We start from the raw sequence: 14,036 nt of genomic DNA, 5'->3' as shown, positions 1-14,036 counted from the left end.
GCCCGGGGAGGGCTGACGCACGTCTCGCGCCTGCTTGATCACCGACGTTGCGGGACTCCGTGATCGTCGACCGGAATGCGGGCATGACGGGTGAACTCAGGCCGGGAGGTGACTTCTCCGGGCACGGCACAAGGCCCGAGCTGCGGTCAGCGGCGCTTGTCGGCGATGGCGCGGCGGCTGTTCTCCAGGTGCTCGACGACGAGTTCCTCGACGAGTGCCACGTCGCGGTCCGCGACAGCGGCGTAGAGGGCCTCGTGCTCCAGCGCCATCGCGAGGAGGTCGTCGTGCCTGCCCAGCAGCCACCGCATCCGGCTGCGCAACGTACCCTCGAGTTCGCTCAGCAACTCGTTGGCCGCCATCGACGTCACCGTCTCGTGGAAGTCGGCTGCCGCGCGCCGGGCGCGAACCGCGTCGCCCGACCCGGCGGCCGCGAGTTCCTCGTCGAGGTTCGAGCGGAGCCGCCCGAGGCCGGCGCGGTCACCCCGCTGAGCGGCGAGACGGAAGGTCATCACCTCAAGGGCCTCGCGGACCTCGTTCAGATCGGCGATGTCCGTAGGTGTGAACTCCCTTACGACCGCCCACGTCCGCGGTCGCGGAGTGACGAGGCCCTCGGCGACGAGCACGCGCAGGGCATCGCGAACGGGTACGCGGCTCACCCCTATCTGTGCCGCCAGCTCGCGCTCGACGAGTTTGCTGCCGGGTTTGCGCACACCATCGAGAATGTCGTCCCGGAGCTGCCGCGTAACGCGCTCCGACTCCGGCTCGAACTCCTCTGAACCTGCCATACCCCCGAGTCTCGCACGTGAACGGAACCGTTCGGTGTGCGGTCGGGGTGGGGCGGCCGGCGCATCAAGGTGTGCGGGCGAGCTCGATGAGGTGCTGTGCCGTGGCTTCGGGGTCGATGATCTGGTGGAGGTGTTCGCCCGGCAGGTGTGCCACGCGCAGGCCGCGCTCGCGCGCTTCGGCGGCGACATCCTCGTACTGCGAGGCGAAGAGCAGGTAGGAACACGGGTGGTCGTCCCACCCGTCCGGGACCGGGATGTGCTGCTCGTAGTAGGACAGCGGCAGAGTGGGCTGTTCCTCGACGACGGTCCGACGCACCCCCGGATCGGAGAACATGGGTGCCACGTCGGCCTCGTCCCACCAGTCCGTCCAGCGCGGCAGTCTGCCGTTCACGGCCATCGGGGTGAGGAACTCCAGCAACTCCGGTGGTGCGACAGGAGTTGGTCCGATCCGGGCCGGCAGCGCGGCATCGACGAAGATCGAGCCGGCCACCGGATGGTCGAGCGCCGCGCGGATCACGGGGAGGAACAAGCCGGCGTTGCTGTGTGCCACCAACGTGACGGGGCTGCCGTCCGGAACGTGCCGGAGGTCGTCACGGACGGCGCTGACGACGCGGGGCCAGAAGGGCGGGACACCGACGCCGACGTGCAGGAGGGACGGCACCCGCACCTGGTGACCCCTCGCCTTGAGGTGGTCGGCCACAGGGTGCCAGGTCGAGGGACCCACGGAGGGACTGTGTACGAGAACGAAGACCGGCTGCTGCATGCGACGATTCTGCCGCCCATGCCACGCGGACGCGAGGTCTTGGCTGAGAGCGGAAGACCTTGCCAGTGGCAGGCCAACGCGGGCGAACGCGGTACGGGTCCGCCTGAGAGTCAAGTGATGTGCCGTCAGGCGTACGTCCAGCGCCAGGCGTTGGAGCTGTACACGCACTTGATACGTGTGCCGCCCTCGTTGGTGGTGACGGCGCCGTGATCGCTGTTGCGGCAGAACTGGCCGGCCGAGTAGCAGTTGCCCGCGTTGGAGACGATCGAGCAGGTGCCGGCGGTGTCCTGGCTGCCGCTTCCGTTGGCTGTGTCGCTGCCTGAGTTGCTGCCCGTATCGCTTCCGGTGTCGGCGGCAGGACGGGCGGTCTTGGTGACGGTGACCGCGGGGCGCGGCTTCGCCTTGGCCTTGATGGTCTCCGTGACGGTCGGCGCGGGCTCCGGCGCGGCGGTCACGGTGGCGGTGACGGTCGGCGCGGGCTTGGCCTCGGCGGCGACGGGCTGCTGATCGCCGTTCCCGGCGCCCACTATGAGCGCACCGGTGAGAAGCAGGCCTGATCCGCCCAGCCACACCCGCTTGCGCTTACGCAGAGGTCTGGTGTCAACCGGGCGCGGCGCGGGCGGCGTTGTGTAAGCGTTTGTCATATTGTCCCCCCGAGGTGTTACAGGTGGGGTGAGGCTATTACGACGGCGGGGTATGTGAAGGAAATATGAACAACTGGTGATTGATTCGTGACTTCGTGGTTGTGTGGCCCCGCGAAGTCCTACTCCCTTACGCGTGATGGTGACCTGCCCGAGCAGCTCGTGGCAGGCGCCGCCCGGCTCACTGCCACCGACGCGCGTGGGCGGCGATGGCGCCCAGCACCTCCGGCATGTCCTGTTCCGGTGCGCCTATGAGTACTTCTGAGCCGCGGCCCGGACCGTCGAGGACCTCGCAGACCGCGACGAGGGGGTGGGTCGGCTCGGTCTGCTGCGCGCGGGGTGTGTACCAGCGCTGCTGCGCTGCTCTATGCGCGCGTGCCTCTTCGTCTTGGTAGGGGTGGATCGAGTACCGGCGTACTGCGCGCGGGTCGCTGCGGTACGGCGGACGTACGGTGATCACCCGCAGCGGGCCCGGCAGCGGCTTCAGCGCCACCCTCGCGGCCGGGTCGGGGGTCGTGCCGATGACGTCCGGTCCTACGTACAGCGGGCCCTTGATGCCGAGTTTCCATGGGCCGGTGCCGGAGACACCGCCGTCCACCGGGTGCACTTCGACCGGCTGAACCGGCTCCACGTCGCACTTGCGCGGCAGCCGGGTCCGCGTCCACCAGCGCAGCCAGAGCAGAGCGGGTCCCAGGAGGGCCACGGCCGTCACCGAGAAGCTCAGCACCACCGCTCGGGGCCGGGGTTCGATCAATGCCGTCAGTGCGCCGACGCCGCCCGCGGTGGCCAGGGCGAGTACGGGTGCCAGCCATTGCCACGCCATCGTCAGCGGGTTGCGCCGACCGCGCAGCAGCAGCCACGTCGCCGCCCACAGCGGCCCGAGTCCGAGCCCCCACAGGACGGAGGTCAGAGCCGCGGGCGCGGTGAAGAGCCGTCCGGGGTAGTGGCTGGTGTTTACGACGGACCTGTGGTCGCCGCTGTCCTTCCCGGCCTGGATCATGCGTACCGAGCCGCGCCACCAGAACAGCGTCACCGGCTCACCGGCCTGCGCCCGCCCGTACACCGAGTCCCGCTCGTCATGGGAACGGGTGTCGCTGTAGGCGAGTTCCATCGTGCGGCGATGGTCGGCCCGCGTCAGCTCCAGCCTGTATTTGGTGCTGGAGCGCTTGATCGTGTAGGTCGAGTCCCGCACGGTGACGCGTTCGCGCTGCATGCAGTACGGCTTGCGGTAGCGGTCTCCGCACACCTTCAGCCGGCCGGTTCGGTGACCGTTCTCGACGATGGCCACCTTCGAGAAGTCGACGTCGTCCTGACGTGCCTGTTGCGCGGTCTGCCACAGCGGCCAGGCCGCCCCGAGAAACATGAGGGAAAGAAGCAAACACACCCCCGCGCGGACGAAGTCCCCGATCCCGGTTCTCATGTGCCCCTCGCTGCCCGAAGCCCTGCCCTGTGCCTCACCCTCCCGGGTGGGGTGCGGGGCATCCTACTCAGCGGGATCGCGGGGCCGGCAGGTGAGTGAGGCCGTAGTGCCCGGGCCCATGCCGACTCCCAGCCAAGGCATCCCCCGGCTGGGGCGAGGGAGTCGGGCAGAAGGGCTTCGGCGAGCCGGCTCCCGCCGTACAGGAGGGCCACTGCCGCGAGTGCGGCCGGACGGCGGTGCCACACGCCCGTGACGATGTCGTCGATGACGTTCAGATCGCGCCCGATACCTTCGGGCGCATGGCAGATGAGGAATTTGAGCATCCACGGCTCGCTGCGGCGTACGACGCGCTCGATCCTGACCGCAGCGATCTCGACGCGTACGTGGGGATGGCGGAGGAGTTCGGAGCGCGTCGGGTGCTGGACATCGGCTGCGGGACGGGAGTGTTCGCGCTGCTCCTGGCCGATCGGGGGATCGAGGTCGTGGGGGTCGACCCCGCGCGGGCCTCCGTCGATGTGGCCCGGGGCAAGCCCGGTAGCGAGCGGGTGCGCTGGATCTGCGGCGACGCGACAGCGCTCCCGCCCCTGCGGACGGATCTGGCGACCATGACGGCGAACGTCGCGCAGGCCGTCGTCGACCCGGCGGTCTGGCGACGGACGCTGCAAGGGGCGTACGAGGCACTGCGGCCCGGCGGGCGCCTGGTGTTCGAGACGCGGAACCCGGCCGGACGTGCCTGGGAGGAGTGGAACCGCGAGGAGTCGTACTCGAAGACGCGGATCCCGGGAGCCGGCGTGGTCGAGAGCTGGGTCGAGGTGACCGACGTGAGTGGGCCGTTGGTGACGTTTCGGTGGACGTACGTATTCGCCGAGGACGGTGAGGTGCTGACCTCCGATTCGACCTTGCGGTTCCGTGAACGGCCTGAGATCGAGGCGCAGTTGGTCTCGCGAGGCTTCGTGGTCGACGAGGTTCGTGACGCGGCTGACCGTCCCGGCCGGGAGTTCGTCTTTGTGGCGCGGCGCCCGCAGGGCCGGGGCGGAGTTCAGCGCCGTACGACCCCACGGTTCGCGCGCGCAGCCCCGGCGCCAGGTTCACACCGAGTCGAGCCACTCCGCGGCGGCGTCGAGCAGATGCGTGACCCCGTTACGCAGCGCCGGATCCGCCACCGGGGCGAAGAACGGGGAGTGGTTGCCGTGCACGGTGGACGGCTGCTCACCCGCCGGATCGGCGCCCTCCCAGCTGCTGGGCTCCGTACCGCCGAAGAACCAGAAGACGGACGGGCACTCGGCCGCGGTGGCGAGCAGGCCGAAGTCCTCGCTGCCCGACAGCGGGGAGCGCATGGTGTGCACCTGGGCGCCGCCCGCTGCGATCGCCCGGACGGTGCGTTCCGTCGCCCCTTCCGAATTGACCGTCAACGGAAAGGAGTTGAGCTCGCTGAACTCCGGAGGGCGAGGCGCGCCGGAGGTCGCCGCCTCCCCTTCGACCGTACGGCGCACCGCAGCGAGCACACGCTCCCGCACGGCGGGGTCGAACGTCCTGATGTTGATCTTGAGTTCGGCCTCTTCGGGGATGATGTTCTCCTTGGTGCCGGCCCGCAGCGAGCCCACCGTGACGACCGCCGACTCCGTCGGCGAGACCTCGCGGGCCACGATCCCCTGCAAGCGCATGACGGTCGCCGCCGCCATGACCACCGGGTCGACCGTGGTGTGCGGAGCCGAACCGTGCCCGCCCCGCCCGAGCAGACGTGCCCTGAGGCTGTCCGCGGCGGCCATCAGCACACCGGCGCGCGTGGCCACCGAACCCAGGGGGAGCGGCCCCACATGCTGGCCGAGCACCACGTCGGGCCGTGGGAACCGCTCCAGCAGACCGTCGGCCAGCATTGCTCTGGCACCGGCGGCTGTTTCCTCCCCGGGCTGGAAGATGGCCAGCAGGGTGCCGCGCCAGAGTTCCTGACGTGCCGCGAGCTGGGCGGTGGCACCGAGCAGAGCCGCCGTGTGCAGGTCATGGCCGCAGGCGTGCATGAGCGGAACCGGCTCGCCGTCCGGCGACAGCGCGGTATCCGTGGACGCGTAGTCGAGACCCGTCGCCTCGCGCACGGGAAGCCCGTCCATGTCGGCGCGCAGCGCCACCACCGGTCCCTCGCCGTTGCGCAGAAGCCCGACCACTCCCGTGCCGCCTACGCCCTCGGTGACGTCCCAGCCCTGCCCGCGCAACTCCGCGGCGACGATCCCGGCCGTGCGGTGCTCCTGCATGGACAGCTCGGGATGGGAGTGCAGATCGCGGTAGAGCAGGCCGAGGCCGGACAGCCGGGCGTCGAGGCCGTCGCGCAGGGCGACACCCTCACGCGGCGCGGCGGCGGTCAGGGATCCGTCGGTCTCCATGTCAGTCCTCCCAGGTCTCCGGCGGGGTCGGGGGTCGACACCGGGGCCGAAGTGAGTCCAGGATGGGGATCGTTGATCACTTGCCCGTGATAACGCAGGAATTCGACGGAGATCCATGAGCCATGCCCGATAGCAGCCCAGAAGCTTCGCCCGGGCACCGGGATGCGGCGGCCGGTTCGCTTCAGGAGTCGGACCTGGCGTTGATCGAGGCTCTTCAGCACAGCCCGCGAGCGCCCTGGTCACAGATCGGGCCCGCGCTCGGCGTGGACGCCACCTCCGTGGCCCGGCGCTGGCACCGACTGGTCGGCCAGGGGCTCGCCTGGCTGACGGCCTACCCGTCCGCGAGTACGACGAGCTTCGCGTACGTCGACGTCCGCTGCCGGCCGAACACCGTCGACGAAGTGACGCGCCACCTGTGTGCGCTGCCCCAAGTCCTCAGCGTCGAGGAGGTCACGGGTGACTTCGATCTGCTCCTGACCGTCGCGGCCCCGACACCGGCCGCCCTCGCCGCGCTCGTCCGCCGGGACCTGCCCACCGCGCCCGGCGTGGAGGCGACGGCCATCCACCTCGGCCTGCGCCTCTACCAAGAGGGGAGCGGCTGGCGCATGCGCGCCCTGGACCGGCAGCAACGCTCACTCCTGGTGCCCCCACAGCGACCTACGCGCCGCTCCCTGACCGGGGCCACCGCCGACGCGGCACTCATCGCCGCGCTCGGCCGGGACGGGCGGCGAAGCCATCAGGAACTGGCCCGGGACCTGGGCGTCAGCGAGGCGACGGTGCGCCGCAGACTCCAGCGGCTGATGGAGACGCGGTCGGTCCACTTCCGCTGCGACTTCGCCCAGGGCGCCGCCGGCTGGCCGCTCACCGCCACCTACCGCATCGACCTCCCTGCCGACCGACTGACCGCGGCAGCGCGCGCGCTCGGCCTCATGCCCGAGGTCCGGCTGTGCAGTGCCGTGAGCGGGACAGCCGGCTTCCTGGTCATCGCCTGGCTGCGCACGACGGAGGACGTCACGGGTTTCGAGGCCCACATGCGTGAGCAGCTACCGGATCTGCGCGTGCTCGACCGCACGGTCACGCTCATCACTGCCAAGCGCATGGGCCGACTCCTCGACCCTCACGGCCGTGCGGTCGGCCACGTCCCCTGGGACGACCTGTCCACCACTCTTTGAGGGAAGGCGGTGCTGTGTTTCCTGCATCAGGTTGTACGGATCGAGGAGGGGCGGCGGTGAGCGCTGCGCGGGTGCTCGTCGTCGAGCACGAGGACGGTACGGGTCCGGCCCAGGTCGGTGAACGCATAGCCGGGCAAGGGCTGTTGACGGACATGTGCCGCCCCTGGGCGGGAGACGTACTGCCGCGAAATCTGGACGACCATGACGCGCTGCTCGTCCTCGGCGGTTCGATGGGCCCGCACGACGATGAACGCGCGCCCTGGCTGCCTGCCGTACGTGAACTGCTGCGCCAGGCCGTGGCTCGCGACCTGCCCACGCTGGCGATCTGCCTGGGCATGGAACTGCTGACTGTGGCGTGCGGCGGCGAAGTCCGGCGCGCCGCGCTCCCCGAGGTCGGCCTCTGCGAACTGACGCCACTTCAGGAGAGCACAGAGGACCTGCTGTTCGGGCCCCTCATGCATAGGGGTGGACGGTTGCGCGCGGTGCAATGGCACTGGGAGGAAACCGGCACTCTCCCCGACGGAGCAGTTCCCCTTGTCACCAGCGAACGCTGCGCCCACCAGTCCTACCGGATCGGCACATCGGTCTGGGGAGTGCAGTTCCACCCCGAGGTCCTGGCGGACGACATCCGCACCTGGGGGACCTCGGACGTCGGCCCACTGCGCGCCCTCGGGCTCGAACCCGCCGGTGTCGTGGCCGAGGTGGCTCGGGCGGAGGCAGAGTTGCGCGCGCTGTGGGGTGCGTTCGCCGAGCAGTGGGCCGCGATCGTGACCGATCCTGCTACGGCCGTGCCGGTCGGTCCGACGCCTGGGCGGCGATGAGGTTCCGCCGTTGACGGTGACGGTGACGGTGATGGTGAGGCCACCATGGCCCCCATTCGGCGCCACATGGCGTTGCCGCGCGTCGCGCCGCGTGCGCCGCCGGAATCCGTATGGTGGAAGGACGTCCCGTTCGTGCGGTGGTCGGTCGCCGCTCGGCGCAGAAAGGCGTCTCATGGAACTGAAGCTCCAGGGCAGAACCGCGGTGGTGACCGGTGCGAGCAAGGGCATCGGCCTGGCCATCACCAAGGCCCTCGTGGGGGAAGGGGTCCGCGTGACGGCCGGGGCGCGCCACACGGGCGGTGAACTGGCCGACCTCGCCCGGACAGGTTCCGTACAGGCCGTCGAGGTGGATCTGGGGACTCCGGAAGGGCCCGCCGCGCTCGTCGAGGCGGCGGCATCCGCCTTCGGGCCGCCCGACATCCTCGTCAACAACGTCGGTGCCGTCCGGCCACGCACCGACGGCTTCTCGTCCGTCACCGACCAGGACTGGACGACCACCCTGGACATCAATTTCCTCGCCTCCGTCCGCGCCACCCGCGAGGTCCTGCCGCTGATGCTCCAGCACGCCGCCGGGTCGATCATCACGGTGGCGTCCGTCAACGCGCGCCTGCCCGACCCGCTCGTGATCGACTACTCCGCGGCGAAGGCGGCCCTGCTGAGCTTCAGCAAGTCGCTGTCCAAGGAGCTGGGACCGCGCGGCATCCGCGTCAACACGGTCAGTCCGGGTCCGGTCGCCACGGATCTGTGGCTGGGGAAGGACGGTGTGGCAGCAACTGTCGGTCAGGCCGGGGGACTTGCGGCGGACGCGGTCACCGAACGCGTAGCGCGGGGCGCCGTGACCGGCCGCTTCACCCGCCCCCAGGAGGTCGCCGACCTCGTACTGCTCCTGGCCTCCGACCGAACCGCCAATGTGACCGGCTCCGATTTCGTGATCGACGGAGGCCTGATCACCACAGTGTGATGCAAACCGTGCATCGGACTTCGGTTCGCCAAGACCGACGCCGCCGGTCTCAGGGGGCGATTCCCACGCCGTCGATCCGGCTCCAGGACTTCTCCTGGGTGGCAGTCATGGCCGGCCAACGCAGGCCACCTGAACGGGCGTTGACCCGCGACGCGTAGGAATCGGGGGAGAAACCCGGGTCGTAGAAGCAGCCTGTGCCGTACCTGTGGTCGAACGTGGAGCACGAGGCCGCGATCGCCCGCGGAGTCGGCTTCTTCCCGATCCGCACCCAGGCGTCCAGCGCGGAGACGGAGTTGGCGTACTCGGAGTTGCTCAGCTCGCTGTGTTCGCTCTCCCGAGTGAACGTTTGCACCAAGTTCCGCTCCCTGTGGGCGCCTTGGAGGCTGGCCCGGTAGGCGACCTCGTGCTCGACGAACGCGGTCGGGTCGTCGATCGCGTGCATGGTGAGAACGGGGACGGTCACCTTGCCGGTGAGGTCGCTGTCGTAGGAGAGGTCGCGTACGGCGCTCGGGTCGGCCGAGAACCGCTCGACGCCGGCGTTGAGCGCCCGGTCGTCGTGGGAACCGGAATACCGTACGCCCTGATTGCTGAACGGATTGCGGCCGCCGAGCCGGCTGTGCACGATGTCGCGGAACGTGAACGTCGCGAACCGCAGGTGTGACTCGAGAGTGCGCTCGGGGATCTTCGTGACCGCGAGGATGTCGTCGAGGTTGCGCTGCTGCGCCGCGGTCCGCTCCTTGGGCTCGGAGGTATACCCGGTGCATTCCTGAAGGCGCGCCCGCAACCCCGCGGCTGTCATGGTCGAGTCGGCGCGCAGCCCTTCCCACAGCGGGTACTGAGGCTCGCCGGGCCGGGGATGATTGCGGCAGTAGTACTGATAGACCACGCGCAGGTCGACCCGGTAGTCGTATCCGCGTGAACCACCGCCGAGAACGCCACTGGTGAGCAGGGCTCCGTCGTACGGGCCGTGCTTCGCCGCACCGTACGTCTCGACGACCTTGGCGGCGACATTGCCGCCCCAGGACTGGCCGTGCACATAGGTCCGCCTCGGCTCGCCGAACTCGGTCACGAACAGGCGACGCAGATTCTCGGTGTCGGCGGCGGCCATCCGCGTCCCGTATCCACCACGCCGATACGACGAACCGGCCCAGGCGTAACCTTCGTCCACCATCACAGCCCAGCGGTTCAGGTCGTCGACGCTGCGGTCGGGGTCGGAGCCCGTGCCGAGGTCGGGGCCGCCGTGGGCGTGCACCACGAGCGAGCCGTTCCACGTCTTCGGGACGGCGATCGCGTAGTAGGCGCCGTGCGAGTCCTGGCCGGCGTAACAGGTGGCCTTCCCGGTCAGATTCGTGGGACAGGCGGTGGACGCCGGCCCACTCCCGGCCGCGGCTGATGAAGCGGAAGCCGTCGAACCTGAAGCCGGTACGGGGAGCGCGCAGGCGACGAGACCCGCGATACCGGCAATCATCGCGGCGCGTCGGTGATGCCGACGGGCCCCGGACCTCCTGCGGAAACCCGATGCGATGCGTCTGGTCGTACCCATGGGCCTGCTCCTCGTCCTCCGGCGCGCACCGTTGCGCGGCGGGGGAGATGCTAGGTACGGAGGAGCCGAAATCCCATGACGTGATCAGTAGCGTTCATATTGGTCGCCGGCGGAGGCTGAACGCCGCAACAACGCTCGTGCGGGCGGCAGACTGGCCCCATGACCGCTTCGGATCCGAAAACCGACCTTCACTTCTATCTGCAGTCCGCCCGCGACGCTCTGTTGTGGAAGCTCGACGGGCTCTCCGAGTACGACGTCCGGCGCCCGTTGACGCCGACCGGAACGAACCTGCTCGGACTGGTGAAGCATGTGGCCAGTGTGGAGTTGGGATATCTCGGCGACACCTTCGGGCGGCCGTCCGGTGAGCCGCTGCCCTGGGTCGAGGAGGGCGCCGAGCCCAACGCGGACATGTGGGTCACCGTCGACGAGTCGCGTGAGTTCATCGTGGAGCTGTACCGGCGGGCGTGGGCGCATGCCGACGCGACGATCGACGCGCTGCCACTGGACACCGTCGGCAAGGTGCCGTGGTGGCCCAGTGGCAGGGACGAGGTGACGTTGCATCATGCCGTCGTACGCGTCATCGCCGATACGCACCGTCACGCCGGGCACGCCGACATCGTCCGCGAACTCGTCGACGGCTCCGTGGGGATGAACAAGGACAACGACAGCATGCCGTCCGACGACCCGGCGTGGTGGGAGGACCATCGCGGCCGACTGGAACGTGCGGCGCGGGAAGCCGACCGTGATGCGTAGCCGCGACCGGCTTGTTCCGTACGGCAATTGAGCCCGCGTGGCGCCTCTAGTGAACCGAGAATCCGCCGTCGACGAAGATTGCCTGACCGGTGACGTAGGCGGACGCGCGGCCGGCCAGGAACACCGCCGCTCCGGCGAAGTCCTCGGCCAGGCCGTTGCGCCCCACCATCGTGCGGGCGGCCAGCGCGGCCACCTTGTCCGGGTCGGACGACAGACGCGCGTTGAGCGGCGTCATGACGAAGCCCGGCACGAGTGTGTTGCAGGTGACGCCGTGGGGCGACCACGCCTCGGCCTGCGAGCGGGCCAGCGCCTCCAGGGCGCCCTTGGAGACCCCGTACGCGCCGCTCTGGACGAACGCCCGGTGCGCCTGCTGGGAGGTGATGTGGATGATCCGTCCGAAGCCCCGCTCGGCCATGCCGGGTCCGAACCGCTGGCCCAGGAGGTGGGGCGCCTCCAGGTTCACCGCCATGGTGGTGTCCCACACCTCGTCGCCGAGCTCGCTCATCGGCGGCCGCAGGTTGATGCCGGCGCTGTTGACCAGGATGTCGGGCTCGCCGAACACCCCGGCCGCCTGCTCCGCCGCCGCGCGCACCCCGCCGCGGGTGCTCAGGTCCGCGCTCACCCACGCTGCCCGGCAGCCGTCCGCCGTCAACTCGTCCACAGTGGCGGCGAGTTCCGCCTCCTTGCGTGCCACGATCACCACGCTCGCCCCCGCGCGGGCGAGGGCTCCGGCGATGGCCTTGCCGATACCGGAGCTGCCGCCGGTCACCACGGCGGTCCGGTCGTCGAGTGAGAACAGTTCGGAGAGGTAGGTCTGCGAGGTCATGATCGCACCCTAGACGGCGCCTTCATGGGGACCGCGCTCAGGCCGTCCCACAGAAGATGACGTGACCTGGGCGGCGATTGTCCGCGCGCACTGCAGGGACTCCGTGTGGGTGGTGTCCACCTCCAGGTCATAGACAACGCCCCGGTGGACCGCCTCCGCCTGCGATGCGGCCATTCCCTGGGCTCGGTCCCCGCGAAGGATCTCGCGGCCTGCGGCGACCTCGCTGTCGCACCTGACCCCCACCCACAGCACGTCCAGCCCGCCCAGAGCCTTCTGCCACCGCTGTTGGGACTCGGCTCCGCCGAGGAAGACGTCATCGACGATGATCCGGGCGCCCGCACCGGCCGTCGCGGCGACCCCCTGCATCCATGCCGCTTCCAGCTCCCGGAAGACCGGTCCGACGCCGACTCCGCCGTCTTCGGCGATGTCGAGTCCGTCGCCCGATTCCCGCATGGACGCGGGCATCGCCTCGATCAGCGAGTCGATCCCGATGGCGAGCCACGGATCCGGCAGCACCGCCTGCAGACACCGGGCGATCCCGGACTTGCCCGAACTGGACCCACCGTTCAACACGATCACCTGAGTCGTCACCGGGTCAGGGTAGGTGCACCCATCACGGCGCCCGAAACGAATTTCGGCAAGCCCCTTACCGAGCAGCATCCTCAAGGCCTGATCGCAGGCTCACACGTAGTCATGGGTGAAAGGCTGTCGCCCAGGTGATGGGTCGTCCCTGCCGACTGAGCGCGCGCGACAGTTGACCTTCACCTTGGGGGAAGCCACAGCATCGGTGGGGCCGGGCGACGTGCTCGGCATGAGGAGGAGAGCGAGCATGGGGCTGCTGACCATCGGCGCGTTCGCGAAGGCGTCCCGGCTGTCGCCGAAGGCGCTTCGTCTGTACGACGAGCTCGGCCTGCTGAACCCCGCTCGTGTCGACCCGGTGACCGGCTACCGCCTCTACGCACCGGACCAGCTCGACCAGGCTCGACTCGTCGCCTGGCTCCGGCGTCTGGGAATGCCCCTGGCCCGCATCCAGCACGTCCGCACGCTGGATGCGGCCGGGGCGGCGCAGGAGATCCGCGCGTTCTGGGCCCAGGTCGAAGCCGACACCGCCGCACGGCGGGACCTGGCCACCTTCCTCATCGACCATCTGTCCTGGAAGGACCCCACCATGCCCACGACCGCCAAGCCCCTGGGAATCCGTTACGCGGCCCTGTCCGACACGGGCCTCGTCCGTGAGAGGAACCAGGACACCGCGTACGCCGGGCCCCGCGTGCTCGCCGTCGCCGATGGCTACGGCAGCGGTGGAGCCACCGCAAGCGCCGCGGCTGTCGACGTACTCAAGCGCCTCGAAACCGACAGCGTCCCCGCAGGCGATCTCCTCAACGTCCTGGAAGACGCCGTCGAAGAAGCCAAGCGGGCCGTGCACGGCCTTCCGTCGAGCGGATCCTCGTCCGACGAGGCCTCACGGGCAGAGGCCGGGACGACACTGACCGCGATGCTCTGGACCGGAGCACAGCTGGCCCTCGTGCACATCGGTGACTCCCGCGTCTATCTCCTGCGCGCCGGAGAGCTGTTCCAGATCACGCACGATCACACGCTCGTCCAGTCGATGGTCGACGAAGGGCGCATCAGCCCTGAAGAGGCTCTCTCCCACCCCCAGCGGTCGCTGCTGACGCGGGCCCTTGGGCAAGGAGCCGACGAGACCCCGGAGATGCGCCTGCACGATGCGCAGCACGGAGACCGGTATCTGCTCTGCTCCGACGGACTGTCGACCGTCGTGCCGGGCGACGACATCCTGCGCGTGCTCACCGAGACCAGGGAGCCCGACGAGGCGGTCCGCGCCCTGGTGGCCCTGGCCAACGGCATCGGAGGTCCCGACAACGTCGGCTGCGTGGTCGCGGATGTCGCGGAGCTCCAGCAGTGAGTCGAACCGACATCAGGGAGGAGCTTCCGCGGTAGAGCGCAGCTGACGC

General features: G+C 69.8%; 13 protein-coding genes and 1 pseudogene. 6 read left to right on the top strand and 8 right to left on the bottom strand.

Annotated elements, in window-relative coordinates:
• Positions 1–146: 146 nt before the first annotated feature.
• The 4 genes from OG758_RS04340 to OG758_RS04325 form a co-directional block, all read right to left on the bottom strand.
• Complete coding sequence (locus tag OG758_RS04340; RefSeq protein ID WP_326708692.1) at positions 147–785, bottom strand: GntR family transcriptional regulator; 639 nt, start codon at positions 783–785, stop codon at positions 147–149.
• A gap of 64 nt (positions 786–849) precedes the next feature.
• Positions 850–1,548, bottom strand: a complete 699-nt coding sequence (locus OG758_RS04335; RefSeq protein ID WP_326708691.1) for an alpha/beta hydrolase — start codon at positions 1,546–1,548, stop codon at positions 850–852.
• 125 nt (positions 1,549–1,673) lie between these two features.
• Entirely contained in the window at positions 1,674–2,192 is a 519-nt protein-coding gene (locus tag OG758_RS04330) for a hypothetical protein (RefSeq protein WP_326708690.1), read from the bottom strand.
• Positions 2,193–2,370: 178 nt separating this feature from the next.
• Entirely contained in the window at positions 2,371–3,552 is a 1,182-nt protein-coding gene (locus OG758_RS04325; RefSeq protein ID WP_326708689.1) for a hypothetical protein, read from the bottom strand.
• A gap of 356 nt (positions 3,553–3,908) precedes the next feature.
• Between OG758_RS04325 and OG758_RS04320 the strand changes: the two are divergent.
• Positions 3,909–4,631 (top strand): annotated as a pseudogene (locus tag OG758_RS04320) (class I SAM-dependent methyltransferase); the annotation flags it as partial.
• A 66-nt stretch (positions 4,632–4,697) separates the two neighbouring features.
• Here the strand turns inward: OG758_RS04320 and OG758_RS04315 are convergent.
• A complete protein-coding gene (locus OG758_RS04315) occupies positions 4,698–5,987 on the bottom strand; it encodes an amidohydrolase (RefSeq protein ID WP_326708688.1) in 1,290 nt (429 codons plus the stop codon).
• A gap of 122 nt (positions 5,988–6,109) precedes the next feature.
• Here OG758_RS04315 and OG758_RS04310 point away from each other — a divergent pair, with 122 nt between their 5' ends.
• From OG758_RS04310 to OG758_RS04300, 3 genes are all read left to right on the top strand, one after another.
• Positions 6,110–7,159, top strand: coding sequence for an Lrp/AsnC family transcriptional regulator (locus tag OG758_RS04310; RefSeq protein WP_326708687.1), 1,050 nt, complete (start codon positions 6,110–6,112; stop codon positions 7,157–7,159).
• A gap of 56 nt (positions 7,160–7,215) precedes the next feature.
• Positions 7,216–7,980 carry a type 1 glutamine amidotransferase gene (locus OG758_RS04305; RefSeq protein WP_326708686.1) on the top strand — a complete coding sequence of 255 codons (765 nt, stop codon included), beginning with the start codon at positions 7,216–7,218 and terminating at the stop codon, positions 7,978–7,980.
• A gap of 172 nt (positions 7,981–8,152) precedes the next feature.
• On the top strand, positions 8,153–8,941 hold the full coding sequence (locus OG758_RS04300; protein ID WP_326708685.1) for an oxidoreductase: 789 nt from the start codon (positions 8,153–8,155) through the stop codon (positions 8,939–8,941).
• A gap of 49 nt (positions 8,942–8,990) precedes the next feature.
• Here the strand turns inward: OG758_RS04300 and OG758_RS04295 are convergent, their stop codons facing one another.
• Positions 8,991–10,409 carry a hypothetical protein gene (locus OG758_RS04295; protein WP_326715799.1) on the bottom strand — a complete coding sequence of 473 codons (1,419 nt, stop codon included), beginning with the start codon at positions 10,407–10,409 and terminating at the stop codon, positions 8,991–8,993.
• Between the two features lie 234 nt (positions 10,410–10,643).
• Between OG758_RS04295 and OG758_RS04290 the strand changes: the two genes are divergently transcribed.
• Positions 10,644–11,237 carry a DinB family protein gene (locus tag OG758_RS04290; protein WP_326708684.1) on the top strand — a complete coding sequence of 198 codons (594 nt, stop codon included), beginning with the start codon at positions 10,644–10,646 and terminating at the stop codon, positions 11,235–11,237.
• A 46-nt stretch (positions 11,238–11,283) separates the two neighbouring features.
• Here the strand turns inward: OG758_RS04290 and OG758_RS04285 are convergent, their stop codons facing one another.
• Together OG758_RS04285 and cpt are read right to left on the bottom strand one after the other, a co-directional pair.
• The gene (locus OG758_RS04285; RefSeq protein ID WP_326708683.1) at positions 11,284–12,063 is read right to left on the bottom strand and encodes an SDR family NAD(P)-dependent oxidoreductase; all 780 of its coding nucleotides are present in this window, start codon (positions 12,061–12,063) and stop codon (positions 11,284–11,286) included.
• A gap of 9 nt (positions 12,064–12,072) precedes the next feature.
• Positions 12,073–12,654: a chloramphenicol phosphotransferase CPT gene (gene cpt / locus OG758_RS04280; protein ID WP_326708682.1), complete on the bottom strand. Its 582-nt coding sequence runs from the start codon at positions 12,652–12,654 to the stop codon at positions 12,073–12,075.
• Between the two features lie 238 nt (positions 12,655–12,892).
• On the opposite strand from cpt, the gene OG758_RS04275 reads away from it, so the two are divergent.
• Positions 12,893–13,987, top strand: a complete 1,095-nt coding sequence (locus tag OG758_RS04275; protein WP_326708681.1) for a protein phosphatase 2C domain-containing protein — start codon at positions 12,893–12,895, stop codon at positions 13,985–13,987.
• Positions 13,988–14,036 lie beyond the last annotated feature (49 nt).

This window comes from Streptomyces sp. NBC_01474 (genome assembly GCF_035918215.1).
In the GTDB taxonomy this organism is placed as follows: domain Bacteria; phylum Actinomycetota; class Actinomycetes; order Streptomycetales; family Streptomycetaceae; genus Streptomyces; species Streptomyces aureus.
The sequence above is the reverse complement of the archived record's forward strand: the minus strand, read 5'-3'. Positions and strand labels throughout refer to the sequence as shown.

Excerpts from the sequence above, each read along its gene's own strand:
- OG758_RS04340 (WP_326708692.1), bottom strand. The coding sequence starts at position 785 with ATGGCAGGTTCAGAGGAGTTCGAGCCGGAGTCGGAGCGCGTTACGCGG.
- OG758_RS04335 (WP_326708691.1), bottom strand. The coding sequence starts at position 1,548 with ATGCAGCAGCCGGTCTTCGTTCTCGTACACAGTCCCTCCGTGGGTCCC.
- OG758_RS04330 (WP_326708690.1), bottom strand. The coding sequence starts at position 2,192 with ATGACAAACGCTTACACAACGCCGCCCGCGCCGCGCCCGGTTGACACC.
- OG758_RS04325 (WP_326708689.1), bottom strand. The coding sequence starts at position 3,552 with ATGTTTCTCGGGGCGGCCTGGCCGCTGTGGCAGACCGCGCAACAGGCA.
- OG758_RS04315 (WP_326708688.1), bottom strand. The coding sequence starts at position 5,987 with ATGGAGACCGACGGATCCCTGACCGCCGCCGCGCCGCGTGAGGGTGTC.
- OG758_RS04310 (WP_326708687.1), top strand. The coding sequence starts at position 6,110 with ATGCCCGATAGCAGCCCAGAAGCTTCGCCCGGGCACCGGGATGCGGCG.
- OG758_RS04300 (WP_326708685.1), top strand. The coding sequence starts at position 8,153 with ATGGAACTGAAGCTCCAGGGCAGAACCGCGGTGGTGACCGGTGCGAGC.
- OG758_RS04295 (WP_326715799.1), bottom strand. The coding sequence starts at position 10,409 with ATGATTGCCGGTATCGCGGGTCTCGTCGCCTGCGCGCTCCCCGTACCG.
- OG758_RS04290 (WP_326708684.1), top strand. The coding sequence starts at position 10,644 with ATGACCGCTTCGGATCCGAAAACCGACCTTCACTTCTATCTGCAGTCC.
- OG758_RS04285 (WP_326708683.1), bottom strand. The coding sequence starts at position 12,063 with ATGACCTCGCAGACCTACCTCTCCGAACTGTTCTCACTCGACGACCGG.
- OG758_RS04275 (WP_326708681.1), top strand. The coding sequence starts at position 12,893 with ATGGGGCTGCTGACCATCGGCGCGTTCGCGAAGGCGTCCCGGCTGTCG.